The sequence below is a fragment of the Serratia sp. CY31944 genome, assembly GCF_052169175.1.
In the GTDB taxonomy this organism is placed as follows: Bacteria; Pseudomonadota; Gammaproteobacteria; order Enterobacterales; family Enterobacteriaceae; genus Serratia; species Serratia sarumanii.
The window spans coordinates 129,023-150,382 of record NZ_JBJNLG010000015.1; the positions used below are offsets into that span (position 1 = coordinate 129,023).

Genomic DNA, 21,360 nt, shown 5'->3' on the forward strand with positions numbered 1-21,360 from the left:
CTCCCTCCTTACAGTTCAGCGACCAGTTTATCAACGATGTCGCTGTTAGCAGCTTCATCCACGGAACGTTCGATGATCTTCTCGGCGCCGGCAATTGCCAGCATCGCGACTTGCTTACGCAACTCTTCACGAGCGCGCTTACGTTCGGCTTCGATCTCAGCCTGAGCCTGCGCCACGATTTTGTTACGTTCCTGCTCGGCTTCGGCTTTCGCTTCATCCATGATCTGAGCTTTGCGTTTGTTCGCTTGCTCGATGATCACCTGAGCTTCCGCTTTAGCAGTTTTCAGCTGGTCGGTCGCATTGGCTTGCGCTAAGTCCAGATCTTTTTTGGCACGCTCTGCAGAAGCGAGGCCGTCAGCGATTTCTTTCTGACGTTTCTCGATGGCAGCCATGATCGGCGGCCATACGTACTTCATGCAGAACCAGACAAACAGAACGAACGCGATGGCCTGGCCGAGGATTGTTGCGTTAAGATTCACAGCACAATGCCTCTTTAAAAGTTAATAGTTTGGTTACGTCGTAGAGGGTTGCTCTACTTACGCGACGGCGAACATCACGTACAGACCCAGACCTACAGCGATCATCGGGATGGCGTCGACCAGACCCATAACGATAAAGAACTGTGTACGCAGCAGAGGAATCAGGTCAGGCTGACGAGCAGCGCCTTCCAAGAATTTACCACCCAGGATGCCGATACCGATCGCAGCACCGATTGCCGCTAAACCCATCATCACAGCGGCAGCCATGTACAGCAGATCCATACTCAGGTTTTCCATGACAGTCTCCAGTTTGTTTCAGTTTAAAAGTGCAAGTGTTTTAAGAAAATCAGTGCTCTTCAGACGCCATCGACAGATAGACGATCGTCAGAACCATGAAAATAAAGGCTTGAAGCGTAATGATCAGGATGTGGAAGATAGCCCAAGGCAAGCTCAGGACCCACTGTGACCACCACGGCAACAGGCCGGCAATCAGGATGAAGATCAACTCACCCGCATACATGTTGCCGAACAGTCGCAGACCCAGTGAAACAGGTTTGGACAGCAGGCTGACACCTTCAAGAATCAGGTTGATAGGAATGAATACAGGGTGGTTGAACGGCTGCATGGTCAACTCTTTAACGAACCCGCCAACGCCTTTCATTTTGATGCTATAGAACAGAATCAGGATAAACACGCCCAGCGCCATAGACAGCGTGACGTTCACGTCGGCGGTAGGCACGACGCGCAGCGCAGGCAGACCGAGGATGTGTTCGCCAACGTAAGGCAAGAGGTCGATTGGCAGCAAATCCATCAGGTTCATCAGGAACACCCAGACGAACACGGTCAGCGCCAACGGCGCAATGACCTTGCTCTTGCCGTGGTACATGTCGCGCACGCTGCTGTCGACGAAACCGACCACCAACTCCACGGCGGTTTGCAGTTTACCCGGCACACCGCTGGTGGCGTTTTTGGCCACTTTGCGGAAGATCACCAGGAAGAGCGCCCCGAGGACGACGGAGAAAAACATCGAGTCGAGGTTAATCGACCAAAACCCAGTCCCGACCTGAAGCTGCGTCAGGTGGTGACCGATATACTCCTGTGGAGTCAAGACTTCTCCTGCAGACATGATGCCTCTTACCCTTATTTAGTTAAGTTCGGTAACTGTTAATCACGGCCGGTGCCACTATCTGCACCACTAACACCGCTAAATAGGTCAGGCCAAGCGGTATAAACTCCGCCTTGAACACCCCCAGCGCCACGATCAGCAAAACGATGGTGATCACGACCTTTAGCCCCTCGCCGATGGCGAACGACCAGGCAACCCTACCGGGCGCCGGCGTTTGCGCCTGATGGCGCAAGGCAAACAGCATAAACATTGCACTCGGCAACCAGGCGGCGAGACCGCCTGCCAGCGCCGAAGCGCTCCATTCCGGGCTTTTCAGCCAGAAAGCAACGCTGATCAGAACAAAAGTCATTAACTGCAAAAACAGCAGTTTGCGTGCGACTTTCCCGCTGTAAAGGGACACAGACATGACGTTTGTTCTCTCCGTACCCCAGAGGGGGTATGCTGAGTGACGTATACAACTGTTTTTGCTGTCCAGAGTCAAGCAGCAAAAAACGAGCAAATTATACGGGGCATACCAACGAATTCAATCGATAAGTAGCGAAAAGGTGAACAATTATTTAAATTTCCCTATTCCAGCCTATTTTCACAAGAAAACGGTCGGAATAATAGGGCGCATTTAATTGTCTGATTATTCCAGCGTTGCGTTTAGAAACGCGAAGCCGATCACAGTAATGTCCCTTCCTGATTTATAGCCGATGGTCAACCAAACCGTCTTTAGCAATTTGAGCGATCAAAAGATTATATAAATCAAAACATTATCAGTTAACTGTTCAAAAACAATCCGTATACCCGACGAAAACCTTTTATTGACAAGCCGCGGGGCAATATTCCAACAGCCAATTAACATTAGCAGCAAACGCCAATCTTTCGCACATGATTGCTAACGTGACTATTTCCAAATGCAATTACTCTATTGTCGCTAATTAGCCGCGTTTTTTGTGTTAATAGAAAGTAAATTAACTAAAAAAAGCGACCAACTAATTAGCCTGCTTATCTTTCTACTTGGTACTGCCTTTAATTCACGCTTGTTTGATCAAAAGCAAACTCAGTTTGCCTTAAGAATCACCAGATGGCGTTCGCCTTCCAATTCAGGCACCTGCAGCCGCACGATGGATTCCAGGCTAACGCCCGCCGGCAGCTGCGCCAGCTCTTCATCCGGGCGCACGCCTTTCAACGCGTAAAAACGCCCCTGCCCTTTCGCCGGCAGGTGATGGCACCAGGACAGCATATCCTGCAGCGAAGCGAACGCGCGGCTGATCACGCCGTCGAACGGCGGCTCGGCCGGAAACGCCTCAACGCGGCTCTGCACCGGCTCGATATTGTTCAGGCCCAGCTCATGTTGCACCTGACGCAGGAAACGCACGCGCTTGCCCAGGCTGTCCAGCAGCGTGAAATGCGCGTCCGGGCGCACGATCGCCAGCGGAATACCCGGCAAGCCGGGGCCGGTGCCGACATCGATAAAACGCGAGCCCTGCAGATGCGGGTTGACCACGATGCTGTCGAGGATGTGGCGCACCAGCATTTGCTGCGGATCGCGCACCGACGTGAGGTTATAAGCCTTGTTCCACTTATCCAGCATGCCGACATAGCCCAGCAGCTGCTGTTTCTGCTGATCGGGCAGCTCAATGCCTGCTGCCGCGAGCAGCGAGTCTAATTTTTTTTGCACAACGGATCCTTTGGCAGGCGCTGAACGACCAGCGGATGGTTAGCTGGCGCAATGAGGCGCCTATGATAATTCAGGGCGCAAGTGATGTCAGCGGCCGTTTGGCTACGGGATGAGCAAACGGCCGCCTGGATGCGGGATTTATGCGCTGCGGCGCAGCAGTCCCTGCTTTTTCAGCCAGATCAGCAAAATCGAGATCGCCGCCGGCGTAATGCCGGAGATGCGCGAAGCCTGGCCGATGGAGTTCGGTTTGTGATCGTTCAGTTTGGCGATCACCTCGTTCGACAGCCCAGAAACCTGACGGTAGTCGAGATCCAACGGCAGCACGGTGTTCTCGTTGCGCTGTTGTTTTTCGATCTCTTCCTGCTGACGAGCGATGTAGCCTTCGTATTTGACCTGGATCTCGACCTGTTCGGCGGCTTGTACGTCGTCCAGCGGCGGCGCGAAGGCCTCGGTGCCGGTCAACTGTGCGTAATCCATCTCCGGGCGGCGCAGCAGCTCTTCGCCGTTCGCTTCGCGCGACAGCGGCGCTTTCAGCAGCGCATTGACCTGTTCGACGTTCTCGGCGTGCGGGTGCATCCAGATGTCGCGCAGGCGCTGACGTTCGCGTTCGATTCGCTCCAGCTTCTCGCTGTAACGCGCCCAACGCACGTCGTCCACCAGGCCGAGTTCACGGCCTTTTTCCGTCAGGCGGAGATCGGCGTTGTCTTCGCGCAGCATCAGACGATACTCGGCGCGCGAGGTAAACATACGGTACGGTTCTTTGGTGCCGAGGGTGCTGAGATCGTCCACCAGCACGCCCAGGTAGGCTTGATCGCGACGTGGCGCCCAGCCTTCCTGTTCGTCGGCGAAGCGCCCGGCGTTCAGGCCGGCCAACAGGCCCTGCGCAGCGGCTTCTTCATACCCGGTGGTGCCGTTGATCTGGCCGGCGAAGAACAGCCCCTGAATGAATTTGCTTTCCAGCGTCGGCTTCAGATCGCGCGGATCGAAGAAATCGTACTCGATGGCATAACCAGGGCGAATAATACGCGCGTTCTGCATCCCTTCCATCGAACGGACGATCTGCATCTGCACGTCGAACGGCAGGCTGGTGGAAATGCCGTTAGGGTAAATTTCGTTGCTGGTCAGGCCTTCCGGTTCGAGGAAGATCTGGTGCGCGTTGCGATCGGCAAAGCGCATGACCTTGTCTTCGATCGACGGGCAGTAACGTGGGCCGATCCCTTCGATGATCCCGGCATACATCGGGCTGCGATCGAGGTTATTGCGGATCACGTCATGGGTTTTTTCATTGGTGTGGGTGATGTAGCACGCCATTTGTTCCGGGTGCTGGCTGGCATCGCCCAGGAACGAGAATACCGGCACCGGCGTATCGCCGTGTTGTGGCGCCAGTACGCTGAAATCGATAGTGCGGGCGTCGATGCGCGGCGGCGTACCGGTTTTCAAGCGGTTGACGCGCAGCGGCAGCTCACGCAAACGCTGCGACAGCGAGATCGAAGGAGGATCCCCCGCGCGGCCGCCGCTGTAATTCTCCAGGCCGATATGGATCTTGCCGTCCAGGAAGGTGCCGACGGTCAATACCACCGCCTTGGCGCGGAATTTCAGGCCCATTTGGGTGACGGCGCCGACTACGCGATCGTTTTCGACGATCAGATCCTCAACCGGCTGTTGGAAGATCATCAGGTTGGGCTGGTTCTCCAACGCGGTGCGGATCGCCTGGCGATACAGTACGCGATCCGCCTGCGCGCGAGTGGCGCGAACGGCAGGGCCTTTGCTGGCGTTTAGTATCCTAAACTGGATGCCGGCATGATCGATCGCCGTGGCCATCAGGCCGCCGAGTGCATCAATTTCCTTAACCAGATGCCCTTTACCAATACCGCCAATCGCTGGGTTACAGGACATCTGTCCCAGCGTATCGATATTGTGTGTCAATAATAAAGTCTGACGCCCCATGCGCGCCGCGGCCATGGCGGCCTCGGTACCTGCATGGCCACCACCGATGATGATGACGTCAAATTGATCTGGATAAAACATGGAACTGCACCTCGCCGTATTGCGAACGATCGTTATTTGCCCTGGGGTGGGGGATTCTACTCAAGTTTAGACGATCGACCAAGCGGTCAGGATCGTCGGTAATTAAAAGAAGATCTTTTTTATTTAAAGATCTCTTTATTAGATCTCTTATTAGGATCGCGATCCTCTGTGGATAAGTAACTATTCACGATGAAGATCAGCAGATTAAGGAGGATCGTTTGCTGTGAATGATCGGTGATCCCGACGCAGATAAGCTGGGATCTAAAAGGCTTGTTATGCACAGGACAAAAAGCGACCTACGGTTGTTATTTGGATAACTACGGCTTTTACCCTGCTTTTAAGCTTAGTTATCCACAATCGTTCGCGCGATCTTTAGACAAACTAGAGTAAATTAATCCAGTTTTTTACCCATTCCTCGGCCGGATCCTCGGGAATTTCATGCTCGGTCACGTCGATCTCGAGACGATCGCCGATCCTTTTCGCGCCTCTGGCGATCAGCAGATCGTCGATCTGTTTGATCGCGCCGCAGAAGATGTCGTATTCCGAACTGCCCAAACCGACGGCGCCGAACTGCACCTCGGAAAGATCCGGCTGTTGTTCGGCGATCTGCTCCAGCAGCGGCTGAAGGTTATCCGGCAGTTCGCCGGCGCCGTGCGTGGAAGAGACCACCAGCCAGCGGCCGGTCAACGGCAGTTCATCCAGTTCAGGGCCGTGCAGCATCTCGGTAGAGAAACCCGCGTCTTCCAGCTTTTCAGCCAAATGTTCAGCCACGTATTCGGCGCTGCCAAGCGTACTGCCACTGATCAGAGTAATGTCTGCCATGAACCAACGATCCCAACCTTCTCACTCAAAGTGGCTGCATTGTACGCTGTGAATCGGCTGGGATCTACCTGTGGATAATGTGGGTATGCAATTTGGCGGGTTACGGCACGATGGTGCGCATAATGGGGTTCTGCAGCGATATCAGCGTTTCGGTAGACTGGATCTCGTCGATGGTCTGGATCTTGTTGATAAGTACCTGCTGCAGTGCGTCGATCGATCGGCACATCACCTTGATAAAGACGCTGTAGTGGCCGGTGGTGTAATAGGCTTCCACCACTTCCTCCAGGCTTTCCAGCTTTTTCAGCGCCGAAGGGTAGTCCTTGGCGCTCTTTAATATGATGCCGATAAAGCAGCACACATCGTAGCCCAGCTGTTTGGGGCTGACGTCGATGCGCGCGCCGGTGATGATCCCGGCCTGTTTCATCTTCTCTACCCGCACATGAATGGTGCCGGGGCTGACGGCAAAGTTTTTCGCCAGTTCGGCGTACGGCGTGCGCGCGTTGTCCATCAGAGCGTTGAGGATGCCGCGATCGAGATTATCGATCTGATAAATTTCCGCCATTTAATCCCCCATTAATTAACGATTGTTGAATTCTGTCCGGATAAAAATGAACGATTAAAAGTGAAAAGGCAATATTGATTAATGGATATTGAATTGACGTGTCGTTTTGTTGCTTAATCGATGGCAACAGAGACAGGTTTACAAGAGATACGGCAATGAAAAAACAGTTTATCCAAAAACAACAACAAATCAGCCAGGTCAAATCCTTCTTCTCCCGCCAGCTGGAGCAACAGCTTGGCCTGATCGAAGTGCAGGCGCCGATCCTCAGCCGTCTGGGTGACGGCACGCAGGATAACCTCTCCGGCAGCGAGAAAGCGGTGCAGGTTAAGGTGAAAACCCTGCCGGACGCCACCTTCGAAGTGGTGCATTCATTGGCGAAATGGAAACGTAAAACGCTGGGCAGCTACGATTTCGGCGCCGGCGAAGGCCTGTACACCCATATGAAGGCGCTGCGCCCGGATGAAGATCGCCTGACGCCTATCCACTCGGTGTACGTCGATCAGTGGGATTGGGAGCGGGTGATGGGCGACGGTGAGCGCAGCCTGGACTACCTGAAAAGCACCGTGCGCAGCATTTACGCCGCCATCAAGGCGACGGAGGCGGAAGTCAGCCGCGAGCATGGTCTGACCCCGTTCCTGCCGGAACAGATCCACTTTGTGCACAGCGAAACCCTGCTGCAGCGTTACCCGGATCTGGACGCCAAAGGGCGCGAGCGGGCGATCGCCAAAGAGCTGGGCGCAGTGTTCCTGATCGGCATCGGCGGCAAGCTGTCGCACGGCAAATCGCACGATGTGCGGGCGCCGGATTATGATGACTGGACCACCCCGGCGGCGGATGGCCTGGCGGGCCTGAACGGCGATATCGTGGTGTGGAACCCGGTGCTGCAGGACGCTTTCGAGCTGTCCTCTATGGGCATCCGCGTCGACGCCGCCGCGCTGAAACGTCAGCTGGCGCTGACCGGCGATGAAGAGCGCATGAAGCTGGAGTGGCACCAGTCGCTGCTGCGCGGCGATATGCCGCAGACCATCGGCGGCGGCATCGGTCAGTCGCGCTTGGTGATGCTGCTGCTGCAACTGTCGCATATCGGCCAGGTGCAGTGCGGCGTGTGGTCGCCGGAAGTGCGCGGGGCGGTCGAAGGCCTGCTCTGATCCCGCCTAGCGCCGCCAGCGGCGCATCAAACGGCTTTTCAGCCCGGTATCGAAGCGCCAGATATGATCGAAGATGCGCATGATGCCGGGTTTGCCGTAGGCGGACATCGCCACCGCATGGAAACGCTGCTGGTGGCTTTGCTGCTGCTGTTTCACCTTCTTTATTACCTCCTCCGGCAACCGCTGAGCGATAAAATCGGAAATGATCACCGCATCGGCGTCGAACCAGCCGCTCTCCGCCATTTTGGTGACGGTGGCGTTCAGGCAGGCCGCCAGATCGGTGCCGCCGCGAAACTGCTGGCCGAGAAAGCGCACCGCCTGTTCGATGCCGCTAGCGGCGGTGAGCTCGTAATGCACGATCTGGTTGGCGAACAGCATGATGTAGCAACGGCGGTTGTCCGCCAGCGCAATGCGCAGCAGCGCCAGGCAGAACGCCTTGGCGCACTGTTCGTTGAAGCCGCCCATCGATCCTGAGGTGTCCACGCAGACGATAAACGGCCCGCGCGGCTGTTGATCCTGCTGCTGGTGGGTGACCTGGCGGATCAGGATCTGCTCCTGCCAGACGTCGCCCTGCAGGCGGTAGCTCAGCAGCCGCTTTTCCAGCAGGCGGCGATAAAATTCGAACTCCAGCTCTTCAATGCCTAGCGTCGCCAGCTCCGGCGGCAGCAGGCGCAGGATGTCGTCGCTCTGATGAATGCCGCTCACTTCTTCCGGTAGCGTGGCCGGCACCTGCACCATCACCCTGAACGGCTCCGGCTGCGCGTCCTGTTGCTGCACCGCCTTGGCCTGATAGCTGCGGCCCAACTGCAGCGCCAGCTTTTTTAGCTCCGGCTGCTGCTGCAAAAAGTTGCCGTACTCCACCAGCCGCTGGTAATCGCCGCGCTGTAGCTGGCCTTTGCTCATGTCCCACAGCCTGCCGGCGGCGGTGTCGTTTTCCGACAGCAGCGGCTCCAGCGCGCCGCTCAGCGCCAGTCGCTCCTGCAATTCCGCCATCAGTTGCTCGCGCTCCTGTTCCAGCAGCTGATGGTGCAGCATGGTGGCCTGCAGCGTCAGGCTGATGCGCCAGCGCTGCAGGAACAGGGTTTGGAAGCTGTCGTCCAGCGGATGATTGGGCAGATCGGCGGCGTCCACCAGCGCGCGCGCCTGTTCATAAAACGGCGAGACCAGCTGGCGCAGCAGCTCCATCGTGTCGTTGAGGTTGTGATAGAACTGGGTGTTATTCTCCAGCTGGCACTGTTGGTAGCGGTAAAATTCCTGCGCCAGCGCTGGCGGCACCATGGCTTCCTGCAGACGCTCCTTGAGCTGCAGTTTCCAGCGTGGCAGATCGCGATCCAGCGCCCGGCGAAGGGCCGGAAACTTTTTAAAGAACACCGACAGCTGCGGCGCCGCCAGCATGCCGACGATCATCTCCTCGATCATTTCGCCTTCGGCGATCGCCAGCAGCAGATCGAGCGTCTCCAGACTGAGCATGGTTACTGGCCGCGCATTTGCTGCAGTTGCTGTTTAACCTGCTCCGCCACCTGCAGCAGACTGGCTTCGATCTTGGCCAGGCCGGCGGCGGGTGTGAACAGACAGGGCTGATGTTGGCTGAAGGCGCGGCGCTGCTCCGCCAGGCGTTGGGCCAACGCGTCCATTTCGTCCAGCAGCGCCTGCGGCGTGGCGGTGGCCTGTTTGCCTGGCAGCGCCAGCAGCGACGGCTGGCGGCTGACGTCCAGCACCGTCAGGTGCAGTTGGTCGTCGACCTCCAAATCGATCGGCTGCGCGAAGCCGATGCCGTTCAGCTTGGCGCGCACGTCGCCGCCTTTTTGCAGCCAGTTGTCCAGCACGCTGCTTTCGATGCTCAGATGGTTGACCTGAATGTCATGCAGCTGCAGCGGTTTTTGCAGCAGCAGAGTGAGAGTGCCGCCGGCGAACGGCGTGGCCGGCGCGTATTGCGGTTTGCGGCTGAACATGCCGCCCTTTTTCACCAGGCTGATGGCCTGCCGGTCGCTTTGTTGTTGCTGATCCTGCAGCCAGCGGGTGTGGATTTGTTGCAGTTGGATCAACATCGACTGCTGCTGATAGGCCGATTCGGTCAGCAGCTGATCGATCTGCTGTTGCAGCAGTTTCAGCGAGGTGAGATCGTGCCACAGGCAGTCTTTCAGCAGCATCAGGTCGAGCGGGGCGATGGCGTCGCGCCCGCTGAAGAAGGCGCAGGCCTGCAGCAGGCGCAGGGCCTTTTTCCAGCGTCGGTCGGAGACGTACGGCGCCTGTTCCAGCGCGTCCAGCCGCTGGCGCAGCTGGAAAATCAGTTCAAAGCAGGCTTCCGGCAGCGCCACCTTGTCGATCTGCGGTTGCCACTGCAGAAACTCTTCGTCGCTGACGCTCAGCGCCGCCGGCACCGGGTTTTGGCTTTCGTTCTGGCGGTTGACCAGCAGCGAGCGGAAATTCTGTTTATCCTGCACCTTGTCCAGCCACAGGCGGATCAGCATGCGGTCATACAGGGCTTCGAGGCTGTTGTCTGCTTCGGGCAGTTCGTTGGAGGCGGTGACCAGCAGGCGCAGCGGGATCGGTTCTTCGCTGTTGCCGTTGCGAAAGCGCCGTTCGTTGATCGCCGTCAGCAGGGTGTTGAGGATCGCCGGGCCGGCCTTCCAGATTTCGTCCAGAAACACGATCTCCGCTTCCGGCAGGTAGCCGGTTGTCAGGCGCTGATAGCGCCCTTCATCTTTCAGCGCCTGAATAGAGAGCGGGCCGAAGACCTCTTCCGGCGTGGAAAATCGCGTCATCAGGTATTCAAAGGAACGGGCGTTGCGGAAGGCAAACTTCAGCCGGCGCGCGATCAGGCTCTTGGCGATGCCGGGCGGGCCGAGCAGGAATACGCTTTCGCCGCTCAGCGCCGCGAGCAGGCACAGGCGGATCGCTTCTTGCCGCTCATAAAGACCGCTCTCCAGCGCGCTGCTGAGGCGGGAAATTCGTTCTGCCAGAAGGGATGATGGCGTCATATAATTGTCGCATTGTCCGAGAGTTAGCCAATCTTGGTCGATAATCCGATGATAAACCACCATTATTTTTAGTGGTATAGCTTATTGATTAGTAATATTTTTCTAAGCTGTGTCGGATATCCGGTTCACATTTTGTTTATTTTTCGGCTCTGATATAAGGGTAGGCAAGGCGTATAAATGGTGCATACTGTGCGGCTTTCTGGTGGGCGTGACGGATCTTTGAGCCCGTATTTTGCCTGATGCGGATGCATCGCTAACGGATGTTCTGATAAAGAAACGAATTATGAGCGCAGAGCATAAGCAGTCCTTATCGGCGGTAACCCTGGCGGCCATCGGCGTGGTCTACGGTGATATCGGCACCAGCCCTCTCTATACGCTGAGAGAGTGTTTCTCCGGCCATTACGGCTTCGATGTTCGTCCAGACGTGGTTTTCGGCTTCCTGTCGCTGATTTTCTGGATGCTGATCGTGATCGTTTCCCTCAAATATCTCACCTACGTGATGCGCGCGGACAACGCCGGCGAGGGCGGTATCCTGACGCTGATGTCGCTGGCCGGGCGCAACACCTCGGCGCGCACCACCGCGGTGCTGGTGATACTGGGCCTGATCGGCGGCAGCTTCTTCTATGGCGAGGTGGTGATCACCCCGGCTATCTCGGTGATGTCGGCGATCGAGGGGCTGGAAATCGCCGCGCCTGCGCTTGACGCCTATATCGTGCCGCTCTCCATTCTGGTACTCACGCTGCTGTTCGCCATTCAAAAGCACGGTACCGGCAGCGTCGGCAAGCTGTTCGCTCCGGTGATGCTGCTGTGGTTCATCGTGTTGGCGGTGCTGGGCGCGCGCAGCATCATTTCGAACCCGGAAGTGCTGCAGGCGCTGAATCCCAAATGGGCGCTCAACTTCTTCATGGAATATAAGAAGGTGTCGTTCTTCGCGCTGGGGGCGGTGGTGTTGTCGATCACCGGCGTCGAGGCGCTGTATGCCGATATGGGGCACTTCGGCAAGTTCCCGATTCGCCTGGCCTGGTTCACCGTGGTGCTGCCTTCGCTGGTGCTCAACTACTTCGGCCAGGGCGCGCTGCTGCTGAAAAACCCAGAGGCGATCAAAAACCCGTTCTTCCTGTTGGCGCCCGACTGGGCGCTGATCCCGCTGCTGATTCTGGCGACCCTGGCGACGGTTATCGCCTCGCAGGCGGTAATTTCCGGCGTCTTCTCGCTGACCCGCCAGGCGGTGCGCCTGGGCTATCTGTCGCCGATGCGCATTATTCACACCTCGGAAATGGAATCCGGCCAGATCTACATTCCGGTGATCAACTGGACGCTGTACATCTCGGTGGTGCTGGTGATTGTCGGTTTCGAACACTCCAGCAACCTGGCGGCGGCGTACGGCATCGCCGTCACCGGCACCATGGTGCTGACCAGCATTCTGGTCACCTCGGTGGCGATCAACAACTGGCACTGGAATCGCTTCCTGGCGCTCGGCATCGCTGCCATCTTGCTGATCATCGACGTGCCGATGTTCTCCGCCAACGCCCTGAAGCTGTTCTCCGGCGGCTGGTTGCCGCTGACCTTGGCGCTGGTGATGTTTATCATTATGACCACCTGGAAGAGCGAGCGCTTCCGCCTGCTGCGCCGCCTGCATGAACACGGCAACTCGCTGGAGGCGATGATCGCCTCGCTGGAGAAATCGCCGCCGGTGCGGGTGCCGGGTACCGCGGTGTTCCTGTCGCGCGCCACTAACGTCATTCCTTTTGCGCTGCTGCACAACCTGAAGCACAACAAGGTGCTGCATGAGCGCGTGGTGCTGCTGACGCTGCGCACCGAGGATGCGCCTTACGTGCACAACGTGCGCCGGGTGACCATCGAACAGCTGTCGCCGACCTTCTGGCGGGTAGTGGCCAGCTACGGCTGGCGGGAAACGCCGAACGTCGAGGAGGTATTCCACCGCTGCGGGCTGGAAGGGTTGCCGTGCCGCATGTCGGAGACCTCGTTCTTCATGTCCCATGAATCGCTGATCCTCACCAAGCGGCCGTGGTACCTCTACCTGCGCGGCAAGCTGTTCGTCGCCCTGAGCCGCAACGCGCTGCGCGCGCCGGATCAGTTTGAGATCCCGCCGAACCGGGTCATCGAGCTCGGCACGCAGGTCGAGATCTAACCCGCCTGACAGGGGCTCAGCATGGCTGAGCCCCTTTTGTTTGCGCATTGTCCGTGCGTGAACGAAACGTTTCGATAGCGATCACACTTCTGCATTGTCCCGGTTGCCTTCCCCTGCCGTTTTTTTAAACTCCCCCAGAGAGCGAAACGTTTCGCTAGCGGAGTGAGAAGATGAAAAAAGGCGTATTACTGAATTCCGACGTGTCTGCCGTGATTGCCCGGCTGGGGCATACCGACCAGCTCACCCTGTGCGACGCGGGCCTGCCGATACCGGCGGCGACGCAGCGCATCGATCTGGCGCTGACGCAGGGCGTGCCGACCTTCATGCAGGTGTTCACGGCGGTCACGCAAGAGATGCAGGTAGAAAGCGCCATCCTGGCGGAAGAGATCGTGAAACAGAATCCGTCGCTCCACGAGGCACTGTTGGCTGAATTGACCGCACTGGGCCAACGCCAGGGCAATACCATCAGCGTGCGTTATATCAGCCATCAGGCGTTTAAAGCGCAAACCGAGCACAGCCGGGCGGTGATCCGCAGCGGGGAGTGTTCGCCTTACGCGAACCTGATCCTGTGCGCCGGCGTAACTTTCTGAGGCGTTTATGCAACCTTTACTGCAACTGAAAGGGATTGATAAAGCCTTTCCCGGCGTGAAGGCGCTTTCCGGCGCCGCCCTCAGCGTTTATCCCGGCAAGGTGATGGCGCTGGTGGGGGAAAACGGCGCCGGGAAGTCCACCATGATGAAAGTGCTGACCGGCATCTACCAGAAAGACGCCGGCAGCCAGTATTTTCTCGGTAACGAGGTGGCGTTCAACGGGCCTAAAGATTCGCAGGAAGCGGGCATCGGCATTATCCATCAGGAGCTGAATCTGATCCCGCAGCTGACGATTGCGGAAAACATCTTCCTCGGCCGCGAGTTCGTCAACCGTTTCGGCCGCATTGACTGGAAGCGTATGTACGCCGAGGCCGATCGCTTGCTGGCGCGCCTCAACCTGCGCTACAGCAGCCACCGGCTGGTGGGCGAGCTGTCGATCGGCGATCAGCAGATGGTGGAGATTGCCAAGGTGCTGAGCTTCGAATCGAAAGTGATCATCATGGACGAACCGACCGACGCGCTGACCGACACCGAAACCGCCTCGCTGTTCAAGGTGATCAACGAGCTGAAGGCCGAAGGGCGCGGCATCGTTTATATCTCGCACCGCCTGAAAGAGATTTTTGAAATCTGCGACGACGTGACCGTGTTCCGCGACGGGCAGTTTATCGCCGAGCGGCCGGTGAGCGAGCTGCAGGAAGATTCGCTGATTGAGATGATGGTCGGCCGCAAGCTGGAAGAACAATACCCGCGCCTTGATTTGCCGCGCGGGGAAAAACGGCTGGAAGTCAGCCACCTTTCCGGCCCCGGCGTTGAGGACGTCAGTTTTACGCTGTATCGCGGCGAGATCCTCGGCGTGGCCGGGCTGATGGGCGCCGGGCGCACCGAACTGATGAAGATCCTGTACGGCGCCGCGCCGCGCAAGGCCGGCACCGTCAGCCTGGATGGCCGCGAGGTGGTCACCCATTCGCCGCAGGACGGGTTGGCGAACGGCATCGTCTATATCTCGGAAGACCGCAAGCGCGACGGCCTGGTGCTGGGCATGTCGGTGAAGGAAAACATGTCGCTGACCGCGCTGCGCTACTTCAGCCGCGCCGACGGCAGCCTGAAACAGGCCGACGAGCGGCAGGCGGTGGGGGATTTCATCCGGCTGTTCAATATCAAAACGCCGTCGATGGAGCAGCCGATCGGTCTGCTTTCCGGCGGCAATCAGCAAAAAGTGGCGATCGCCCGCGGCCTGATGACCCGGCCGAAGGTGCTGATCCTCGATGAGCCGACGCGCGGCGTCGACGTCGGCGCCAAAAAAGAGATCTATCAGTTAATCAACCAGTTCAAGCAGGAAGGGCTGAGCATCATTCTGGTGTCTTCGGAGATGCCGGAGGTGATGGGCATGAGCGATCGCATTCTGGTGATGCACGAAGGGCATCTCAGCGGCGAGTTCCCGATTGAACAGGCCACCCAGGAAGCGTTGATGGCGGCAGCCGTCGGCAAGCAATACGGCGTAAAGCAGGAGTAATCAGATATGAGTTCCCAGACTATCGCAGCCAAGCGCTGGTTCAGTAAAGAGTGGCTGTTAGAGCAGAAGTCGTTGATTGCGCTGCTGGTGCTGATCGCCGTGGTCTCTTCCATGAGCCCGAACTTCTTCACCCTGAACAATCTGTTCAATATTCTGCAGCAAACCTCGGTGAACGCCATCATGGCGGTGGGGATGACGCTGGTGATCCTTACGTCCGGCATCGATCTGTCGGTGGGATCGCTGCTGGCGCTGACCGGCGCGGTGGCGGCGTCGATCGTCGGCTTTGAGGTCAACGCGCTGGTGGCGGTGGCGGCGGCATTGGCGCTGGGCGCCGCGGTTGGCGCCTGCACCGGGGTGATCGTCGCCAAAGGCAAAGTGCAGGCCTTTATCGCCACGCTGGTGATGATGCTGCTGCTGCGCGGCGTCACCATGGTGTACACCAACGGCAGCCCGGTCAACACCGGTTTCACCGACGTGGCCGACACCTTCGGCTGGTTCGGCATCGGCCGCCCGCTGGGCGTGCCTACGCCGATCTGGATCATGGCAATCGTGTTCATCGCCGCCTGGTATATGCTGCACCACACGCGCCTGGGCCGCTATATTTATGCCCTGGGCGGCAATGAAGCGGCAACCCGCCTGTCCGGCATCAGCGTCGATAAGGTGAAGATTATCGTCTACTCGCTGTGCGGCCTGCTGGCGGCGCTGGCCGGGGTGATCGAAGTGGCGCGCCTGTCGTCGGCGCAGCCGACCGCCGGCACCGGCTATGAGCTGGACGCCATCGCCGCCGTGGTGCTGGGCGGCACCAGCCTGGCCGGCGGCAAGGGCCGCATCGTCGGCACGCTGATCGGGGCGCTGATCCTCGGCTTCCTGAACAACGGCCTGAATTTACTGGGTGTTTCTTCCTACTACCAAATGATCGTGAAGGCAGTGGTGATACTGCTGGCGGTTCTGGTAGATAACAAAAGCAACAAGTAACCTCCCCCTACAGGAATCACGATGATGAAAATGAAAAAACTGGCAACCTTAGCCTCCGCCATCGCGCTGAGCGCCACCCTGAGCGCCAATGCCATGGCCAAAGACACCATCGCGCTGGTGGTGTCCACCCTCAACAACCCGTTCTTCGTCTCAATGAAGGATGGCGCGCAGCAAGAGGCCAACAAGCTGGGCTACAACCTGGTGGTGCTGGATTCCCAGAACAACCCGGCGAAAGAGCTGGCCAACGTGCAGGATCTGATGGTGCGCGCGCCCAAGCTGCTGCTGATCAACCCGACCGACTCCGATGCGGTGGGCAACGCCATCAAGATGGCCAACCAGGCTAAGATCCCGGTCATCACGCTGGATCGCGTGGCGAGCAAGGGCGAGGTGGTAAGCCACATCGCTTCGGACAACCGCGTGGGCGGTAAAATGGCCGGCGACTTCATCGCCAAGAAAGTAGGCGCCGATGCCAAGGTGATTCAGCTGGAAGGCATCGCCGGCACTTCCGCCGCGCGTGAACGCGGTGAAGGCTTCAAGCAGTCGCTGGATCAGAATAAATTCAAACTGTTGGCCAGCCAGCCGGCCGATTTCGATCGCACCAAGGGCCTGAACGTGATGCAGAACCTGCTGACCGCGCACCCGGACGTGCAGGCGGTGTTCGCCCAGAACGATGAAATGGCGCTGGGTGCGCTGCGCGCGCTGCAAACCGCCGGTAAAACCGACGTGATCGTGGTAGGCTTCGACGGCACCGCCGACGGCGTGAAAGCGGTTGAAGGCGGCAAGCTGGCGGCGACCGTGGCGCAGCGTCCCGATCAGATCGGCGTGATCGGTGTGGAAACCGCCGATAAAGTGCTGAAAGGCGAAAAAGTGCCGGCGACCATCCCGGTCGATTTGAAACTGGTCACTAAATAAGTCATACCAGCGCCATCGGAACGGGGTGTTTACGATGGCGCGCAATTCAGGAATCAATGCGATGGAAACAGGTAAGCTGGTGGTTCTTGGCAGCATCAATGCCGACCATATCCTCAATATTGAACACTTCCCCCACCCGGGCGAAACGGTGATCGGGAAACAGTATAAGGTGGCGTTTGGCGGCAAGGGCGCGAATCAGGCGGTGGCGGCCGGGCGCAGCGGGGCGGAGATCGCCTTTATCGCCTGCGTGGGCGCCGACGACATTGGCGAACGTGTCCGCCGGCAGCTGGCGAGCGATCGCATTGATACCCAACCGATTGAAGCCATCGCCGACAGCACCACCGGCGTGGCGCTGATCTTCGTCAACGCCGAAGGCGAGAACGTGATTGGCATCGATGCCGGCGCCAACGCCGCGGTGACGCCGGATTACCTGGCGCGCTACCAACAAAAAGTGATCGATGCCGACGCGTTGCTGATGCAGCTGGAGTCGCCGCTGGAGACGGTGATCGCCGCCGCCCGCCTGGCGAAGCAGCATCACACGCAGGTGATCCTCAACCCGGCCCCGGCGCGTGAGCTGCCGGACGAGCTGCTGGGCATGATCGATATGATCACCCCGAATGAAACCGAAGCCCAGCGCCTGACCGGCATCGCCGTGGACAACGACGCCGATGCGGCGCGCGCGGCGCAGGCGCTGCACGACAAAGGCATCGCGACGGTGATTATCACCCTCGGCAGCCGCGGCGTGTGGCTGAGCGAAAACGGCAACGGCAAACGGGTGCCCGGCTTCAAGGTGCAAGCGGTGGATACTATCGCCGCCGGCGATACCTTTAACGGTGCGCTGGTCACTGCCCTGTTGGAAGGCAAGGCCATGGCCGACGCGGTGCGTTTCGCCCATGCGGCGGCGGCGATCGCCGTGACCCGCCCTGGCGCGCAGCCTTCGGTGCCGTGGCGTGAAGATATCGACGCCTTCTTGCAGCAGCAGGGGTGATCCTTTGGCCACCATGAAAGATGTCGCCCGCCTGGCGGGCGTTTCAACCTCTACCGTTTCGCATGTGGTCAACAACAATCGCTTTGTCAGCGACAGCGTGCGCGACAAGGTCATGGCGGCCGTAGAACAGCTGAACTATGCGCCTTCCGCGCTGGCGCGCAGCCTGAAGCTCAATCAGACGCGCACCATCGGCATGCTGGTGACCGCCAGCAACAACCCGTTTTATGCCGAAGTGGTGCGCGGCGTGGAGCGCAGCTGCTATGAACGCGGCTACAGTTTAATCCTGTGCAATACCGAAGAAGACGCCGCGCGCATGAACCGCAGCATGGAGACGCTGCTGCAAAAGCGCGTCGACGGTTTGCTGCTGATGTGCACCGAAAACCACCGGCCATCGCAAGATGCCCTGAGCCGCTACCCGTCATTGCCGATCGTGATGATGGACTGGGCGCCGTTCGAGGGCGCCAACGACATTATTCAGGATAACTCGCTGCTGGGCGGCGAGATGGCGACCGATCATCTGATCGCCCGCGGCTACCGCAAAATCGCCTGCATCGCCGGCCCGCAGGATAAAACCACCGCCCGTCACCGGCTGGAAGGCTATCGCAACGCGATGCGGCGCGCCGGATTGCCGGTTCCGCCAGGGTATGAAGTGCATTGCGATTTTGAGTTTGAGGGCGGCGTGAACGCCATGCGCCAACTGCTGGCGCTGGACGAGCCGCCGCATGCGGTGTTCGCCGGCAACGACGCTGTGGCGGTGGGCGTTTATCAGGCGCTGTATCAGGCCGGGCTCTCCGTGCCGCAGGATATGGCGGTGATGGGCTACGATGACATTGAGCTGGCGCGCTATCTGGCGCCGCCGCTGAGCACCATTCATCAGCCGAAGGATTCGCTGGGCGAACTGGCGATCGATGCTCTGATCAATCGCCTGCAAAACCCGGAGCGCGCCCCCCAGGTGCTGGTGCTGACGCCCGAGCTGGTGGAACGCGCCTCGGTGGGCCGCCGTTAACTCGCCGCCTTCGCTTCTTTCTTGCTTTCCTGGCCGCTGATCAAATTGCGGCCATCCTTCCTTCTCAGCAACATAAACACCAGCGCCGACGCTACGGTGACGATCCCCATGGTGATAAAGGTGTAATGGAAGTGGTCGATCATGGTGCCTAACGACAGAGATTCGTAAAAACGCAGCACCGCCGCGCTGATCGCCACGCCGAAGCTGATGGACAGCTGCTGGGTGACCGCCAGGACGCTGTTGCCGGCGCTGGCGTTGGCGTCGTTCAAATCCGCCAGGCTGATGGTGTTCATGGCGGTGAACTGGGTGGACATCGCCATACCCAGCACGAACAGCGGCAGGATCATCAGCCACAGCGGCATGCCCGGGCTTTGCAGGGCGAACTGGGCGATCAGCACCCCGATGATGACGGTGATGCCGACCAGCGTTTTTCGGTAGCCGAACCAGCGCAGCACCTGAGTGACGGTGGATTTCGCCATCAGCGAGCCGATGGCGGTTGGCGCCATCATGCAGCCGGCGACGATCGCCGTATAGCCGAATCCCACCTGTAGCATGAGCGGCATTAAAAACGGCACGCAGCCGGTGCCCAGCCTGGAGGCGACGTTGCCGGCGATGCCGACCGAGAAAGTGCGGGTTTTGAACAGGTCGAGACCGATCAGCGGCTGAGGATGACGGCGTGCGTGCGCGATGTAGCCGAACAGCATCACGAAGCCGCTGAGCAGAATGCCCAGCGAAACGTAGCTCGCCAGCACCCGCTCGCCAAACAGCTCCAGCCCGGTAGAAATCAGCACCAGGCTCAGGCCGAACAGCATAAAGCCAAGGAAGTCGAAGCGGCGCTTGGGCGTGGTGAAGTCCGGCATGTATTTACGCGCATAGAAGATGCCGAGCAGGCCGATAGGGATATTGATCAGGAAAATCCAGTGCCAGGTGGCGTAGGTGACCAGCCAGCCGCCCAGCAGCGGCCCCAGAATCGGCCCGACCAGGCCGGGCATGGTGACGAAGTTCAGCACCGGCAGCAGTTCGCTGCGTGGGTAGGCGCGCAGTAGCGCCAATCGCGCGACCGGCATCATCATCGCGCCGCCGATGCCCTGCAGCACGCGAGAGGCTACCAGCGCGCTCAGCGTAGGGGACAGAGCGCACAGCAGCGAGCCGAGGGTGAATAACGTGACGGCGAAGATGAACACGCGCCGGGTGCCGAAGCGGTCCGCCAGCCAGCCGCTGACCGGGATCAGCATCGCCACCGTCAGCGTGTAGCTGATGACGGCCGATTGCATCGCCAGCGGCGAACGCCCCAGACTTTGGGCGATCGCCGGCAGCGCGGTATTGAGGATAGTGGCGTCCAGCGCCTGCATAAAGAACGCCATTGCGGCGATCCACGGAAGTCCTGCCATACTGCGCGCGGATTGGGTCATGGTCGGTCCTGGTTAAATGGTCGTCTGTCCCTCGTCTCTTTCTTCTATATATAAGCGGGGAGCGTGTCTAGTCTTTCTCTTTCAGCAGTATCTGGCAGGCGACGAGCGCGCCGGCGCTGTCTCCGGCGAGTATCGCATCGACGATAGCCTGATGATGGCGCAGCTTGATCACTTCATTGCCGGTGATGGCGCGGAAGTAGCTTTGGTACACCGAACTGAACAGGTTGGCGAACGAGGTCAGGAACGGGTTGCCGCTGGCTTCGTAGATGAGCTGGTGGAATTGGGTATCGACCTGGATCCAACGCTCGCGATCAAACTGGGTATGCAGCGCGCGCATTTCCGCCATCAGCTCCGCCAGCAGCTTGGTTTGCTGCGGGCTGGCGTGGTTTGCCGCCAACGCGCAGGCCTGCGGCTCCAGCGAGGTACGCAGGATAAGGAAGTGTTGCATCACCTGATCGAAGTTTTCCCGCGTCATCCACCAGGTCAGTAAATCCTGATCGAGGAAATTCCATTGGCTCTGCGGCATCACGCGGGTGCCGATGCGCGGGCGCGGTAGCAACATGCCTTTGGCGGCTAACATCTTTACCGCTTCGCGTACTGCGGTGCGGCTGACGCCGAATTGCTCGCCCAGTTCCATTTCACCGGGCAGGATGCTGCCGGCCTGATAATCGCCCGCCAGAATTTGTTGGCCAAGTTTCTCTGCAAGCAGATAAGAAAGATTGCGTTGGGCGGCCTGTTGTTGTGCATTTAACGGCATGGCTGCGGGTCCTTACTGACATCGTTATTTCTATTTTACTCCAGTGATCGCCAGCTTTTATGGCTGTTTGCCTGAAAAAGTGACATAAATTCGTCGCTTTTTCGCCCTTTTGTTGAAAAAAAGCGCGCTTGAAAAGTTTTTTGCATTTAGGGGTTGCGGCCTGCCGAGAACTCCCTATAATGCGCCTCCACTGACCGGGAACAACGACTGACAAGCCGCCGGGTCAGCGAGAAGACAGCGAAA

General features: G+C 58.7%; 20 protein-coding genes. 8 read left to right on the forward strand and 12 right to left on the reverse strand.

The window, feature by feature from the left end:
- Nucleotides 1-8: 8 nt before the first annotated feature.
- From atpF to asnC, 8 genes are all read right to left on the reverse strand, one after another.
- Nucleotides 9-479 carry a F0F1 ATP synthase subunit B gene (gene atpF / locus ACJ8IN_RS16455; protein ID WP_004933804.1) on the reverse strand — a complete coding sequence of 157 codons (471 nt, stop codon included), beginning with the start codon at nt 477-479 and terminating at the stop codon, nt 9-11.
- Nucleotides 480-536: 57 nt separating this feature from the next.
- Nucleotides 537-776: a F0F1 ATP synthase subunit C gene (gene atpE / locus ACJ8IN_RS16460; protein WP_004093904.1), complete on the reverse strand. Its 240-nt coding sequence runs from the start codon at nt 774-776 to the stop codon at nt 537-539.
- A gap of 49 nt (nt 777-825) precedes the next feature.
- Nucleotides 826-1,605, reverse strand: coding sequence for a F0F1 ATP synthase subunit A (atpB, locus tag ACJ8IN_RS16465; RefSeq protein WP_060424114.1), 780 nt, complete (start codon nt 1,603-1,605; stop codon nt 826-828).
- 22 nt (nt 1,606-1,627) lie between these two features.
- Nucleotides 1,628-2,011 (reverse strand): F0F1 ATP synthase subunit I, encoded by a 384-nt coding sequence (gene atpI, locus ACJ8IN_RS16470; RefSeq protein WP_004933796.1) that lies wholly within the window; start codon nt 2,009-2,011, stop codon nt 1,628-1,630.
- A 639-nt stretch (nt 2,012-2,650) separates the two neighbouring features.
- A complete protein-coding gene (gene rsmG, locus ACJ8IN_RS16475; RefSeq protein ID WP_060424113.1) occupies nt 2,651-3,271 on the reverse strand; it encodes a 16S rRNA (guanine(527)-N(7))-methyltransferase RsmG in 621 nt (206 codons plus the stop codon).
- 138 nt (nt 3,272-3,409) lie between these two features.
- The gene (gene mnmG / locus ACJ8IN_RS16480; protein ID WP_033649567.1) at nt 3,410-5,299 is read right to left on the reverse strand and encodes a tRNA uridine-5-carboxymethylaminomethyl(34) synthesis enzyme MnmG; all 1,890 of its coding nucleotides are present in this window, start codon (nt 5,297-5,299) and stop codon (nt 3,410-3,412) included.
- A gap of 381 nt (nt 5,300-5,680) precedes the next feature.
- Nucleotides 5,681-6,121 carry an FMN-binding protein MioC gene (gene mioC, locus ACJ8IN_RS16485; protein ID WP_033649568.1) on the reverse strand — a complete coding sequence of 147 codons (441 nt, stop codon included), beginning with the start codon at nt 6,119-6,121 and terminating at the stop codon, nt 5,681-5,683.
- A gap of 100 nt (nt 6,122-6,221) precedes the next feature.
- Nucleotides 6,222-6,683 (reverse strand): transcriptional regulator AsnC, encoded by a 462-nt coding sequence (gene asnC / locus ACJ8IN_RS16490; RefSeq protein ID WP_004933786.1) that lies wholly within the window; start codon nt 6,681-6,683, stop codon nt 6,222-6,224.
- A 155-nt stretch (nt 6,684-6,838) separates the two neighbouring features.
- Between asnC and asnA the strand changes: the two genes are divergently transcribed.
- Nucleotides 6,839-7,831, forward strand: a complete 993-nt coding sequence (gene asnA, locus ACJ8IN_RS16495) for an aspartate--ammonia ligase (protein WP_033636511.1) — start codon at nt 6,839-6,841, stop codon at nt 7,829-7,831.
- Between the two features lie 6 nt (nt 7,832-7,837).
- Here the strand turns inward: asnA and viaA are convergent, their stop codons facing one another.
- On the reverse strand, nt 7,838-9,301 hold the full coding sequence (gene viaA, locus ACJ8IN_RS16500; protein ID WP_060424111.1) for an ATPase RavA stimulator ViaA: 1,464 nt from the start codon (nt 9,299-9,301) through the stop codon (nt 7,838-7,840).
- 2 nt (nt 9,302-9,303) lie between these two features.
- On the reverse strand, nt 9,304-10,812 hold the full coding sequence (gene ravA, locus ACJ8IN_RS16505) for an ATPase RavA (protein ID WP_087762477.1): 1,509 nt from the start codon (nt 10,810-10,812) through the stop codon (nt 9,304-9,306).
- A gap of 283 nt (nt 10,813-11,095) precedes the next feature.
- On the opposite strand from ravA, the gene kup reads away from it, so the two are divergent.
- The 7 genes from kup (at nt 11,096) to rbsR (ending at nt 18,948) form a co-directional block, all read left to right on the forward strand.
- Nucleotides 11,096-12,964 (forward strand): low affinity potassium transporter Kup, encoded by a 1,869-nt coding sequence (gene kup / locus ACJ8IN_RS16510; RefSeq protein WP_308325323.1) that lies wholly within the window; start codon nt 11,096-11,098, stop codon nt 12,962-12,964.
- Nucleotides 12,965-13,134: 170 nt separating this feature from the next.
- Nucleotides 13,135-13,554: a D-ribose pyranase gene (gene rbsD, locus ACJ8IN_RS16515; protein WP_197847025.1), complete on the forward strand. Its 420-nt coding sequence runs from the start codon at nt 13,135-13,137 to the stop codon at nt 13,552-13,554.
- Between the two features lie 7 nt (nt 13,555-13,561).
- Entirely contained in the window at nt 13,562-15,067 is a 1,506-nt protein-coding gene (gene rbsA, locus ACJ8IN_RS16520; RefSeq protein WP_033636505.1) for a ribose ABC transporter ATP-binding protein RbsA, read from the forward strand.
- A 6-nt stretch (nt 15,068-15,073) separates the two neighbouring features.
- Nucleotides 15,074-16,042, forward strand: coding sequence for a ribose ABC transporter permease (gene rbsC, locus ACJ8IN_RS16525; RefSeq protein WP_019455467.1), 969 nt, complete (start codon nt 15,074-15,076; stop codon nt 16,040-16,042).
- Between the two features lie 24 nt (nt 16,043-16,066).
- Complete coding sequence (rbsB, locus tag ACJ8IN_RS16530; RefSeq protein ID WP_033638632.1) at nt 16,067-16,954, forward strand: ribose ABC transporter substrate-binding protein RbsB; 888 nt, start codon at nt 16,067-16,069, stop codon at nt 16,952-16,954.
- A 61-nt stretch (nt 16,955-17,015) separates the two neighbouring features.
- Nucleotides 17,016-17,942 carry a ribokinase gene (gene rbsK / locus ACJ8IN_RS16535; RefSeq protein ID WP_033649572.1) on the forward strand — a complete coding sequence of 309 codons (927 nt, stop codon included), beginning with the start codon at nt 17,016-17,018 and terminating at the stop codon, nt 17,940-17,942.
- Nucleotides 17,943-17,946: 4 nt separating this feature from the next.
- Nucleotides 17,947-18,948 (forward strand): ribose operon transcriptional repressor RbsR, encoded by a 1,002-nt coding sequence (rbsR, locus tag ACJ8IN_RS16540; protein WP_025160301.1) that lies wholly within the window; start codon nt 17,947-17,949, stop codon nt 18,946-18,948.
- Here the strand turns inward: rbsR and mdtD are convergent.
- Nucleotides 18,945-20,360: a multidrug transporter subunit MdtD gene (gene mdtD, locus ACJ8IN_RS16545; RefSeq protein WP_025160302.1), complete on the reverse strand. Its 1,416-nt coding sequence runs from the start codon at nt 20,358-20,360 to the stop codon at nt 18,945-18,947. The genes rbsR and mdtD overlap by 4 nt on opposite strands.
- A 67-nt stretch (nt 20,361-20,427) precedes the next feature.
- Complete coding sequence (locus ACJ8IN_RS16550) at nt 20,428-21,117, reverse strand: FadR/GntR family transcriptional regulator (RefSeq protein WP_033653941.1); 690 nt, start codon at nt 21,115-21,117, stop codon at nt 20,428-20,430.
- Nucleotides 21,118-21,360 lie beyond the last annotated feature (243 nt).

Coding starts and splice junctions, on each gene's coding strand:
- rbsA (WP_033636505.1), top strand. CDS start 13,562: ATGCAACCTTTACTGCAACTGAAAGGGATTGATAAAGCCTTTCCCGGC.
- rbsB (WP_033638632.1), top strand. CDS start 16,067: ATGAAAATGAAAAAACTGGCAACCTTAGCCTCCGCCATCGCGCTGAGC.
- atpI (WP_004933796.1), bottom strand. CDS start 2,011: ATGTCTGTGTCCCTTTACAGCGGGAAAGTCGCACGCAAACTGCTGTTT.
- asnA (WP_033636511.1), top strand. CDS start 6,839: ATGAAAAAACAGTTTATCCAAAAACAACAACAAATCAGCCAGGTCAAA.
- ACJ8IN_RS16550 (WP_033653941.1), bottom strand. CDS start 21,117: ATGCCGTTAAATGCACAACAACAGGCCGCCCAACGCAATCTTTCTTAT.
- viaA (WP_060424111.1), bottom strand. CDS start 9,301: ATGCTCAGTCTGGAGACGCTCGATCTGCTGCTGGCGATCGCCGAAGGC.
- rbsD (WP_197847025.1), top strand. CDS start 13,135: ATGAAAAAAGGCGTATTACTGAATTCCGACGTGTCTGCCGTGATTGCC.
- ravA (WP_087762477.1), bottom strand. CDS start 10,812: ATGACGCCATCATCCCTTCTGGCAGAACGAATTTCCCGCCTCAGCAGC.
- atpB (WP_060424114.1), bottom strand. CDS start 1,605: ATGTCTGCAGGAGAAGTCTTGACTCCACAGGAGTATATCGGTCACCAC.
- rbsC (WP_019455467.1), top strand. CDS start 15,074: ATGAGTTCCCAGACTATCGCAGCCAAGCGCTGGTTCAGTAAAGAGTGG.
- asnC (WP_004933786.1), bottom strand. CDS start 6,683: ATGGCGGAAATTTATCAGATCGATAATCTCGATCGCGGCATCCTCAAC.
- mnmG (WP_033649567.1), bottom strand. CDS start 5,299: ATGTTTTATCCAGATCAATTTGACGTCATCATCATCGGTGGTGGCCAT.
- rbsK (WP_033649572.1), top strand. CDS start 17,016: ATGGAAACAGGTAAGCTGGTGGTTCTTGGCAGCATCAATGCCGACCAT.
- mioC (WP_033649568.1), bottom strand. CDS start 6,121: ATGGCAGACATTACTCTGATCAGTGGCAGTACGCTTGGCAGCGCCGAA.
- kup (WP_308325323.1), top strand. CDS start 11,096: ATGAGCGCAGAGCATAAGCAGTCCTTATCGGCGGTAACCCTGGCGGCC.
- atpE (WP_004093904.1), bottom strand. CDS start 776: ATGGAAAACCTGAGTATGGATCTGCTGTACATGGCTGCCGCTGTGATG.
- mdtD (WP_025160302.1), bottom strand. CDS start 20,360: ATGACCCAATCCGCGCGCAGTATGGCAGGACTTCCGTGGATCGCCGCA.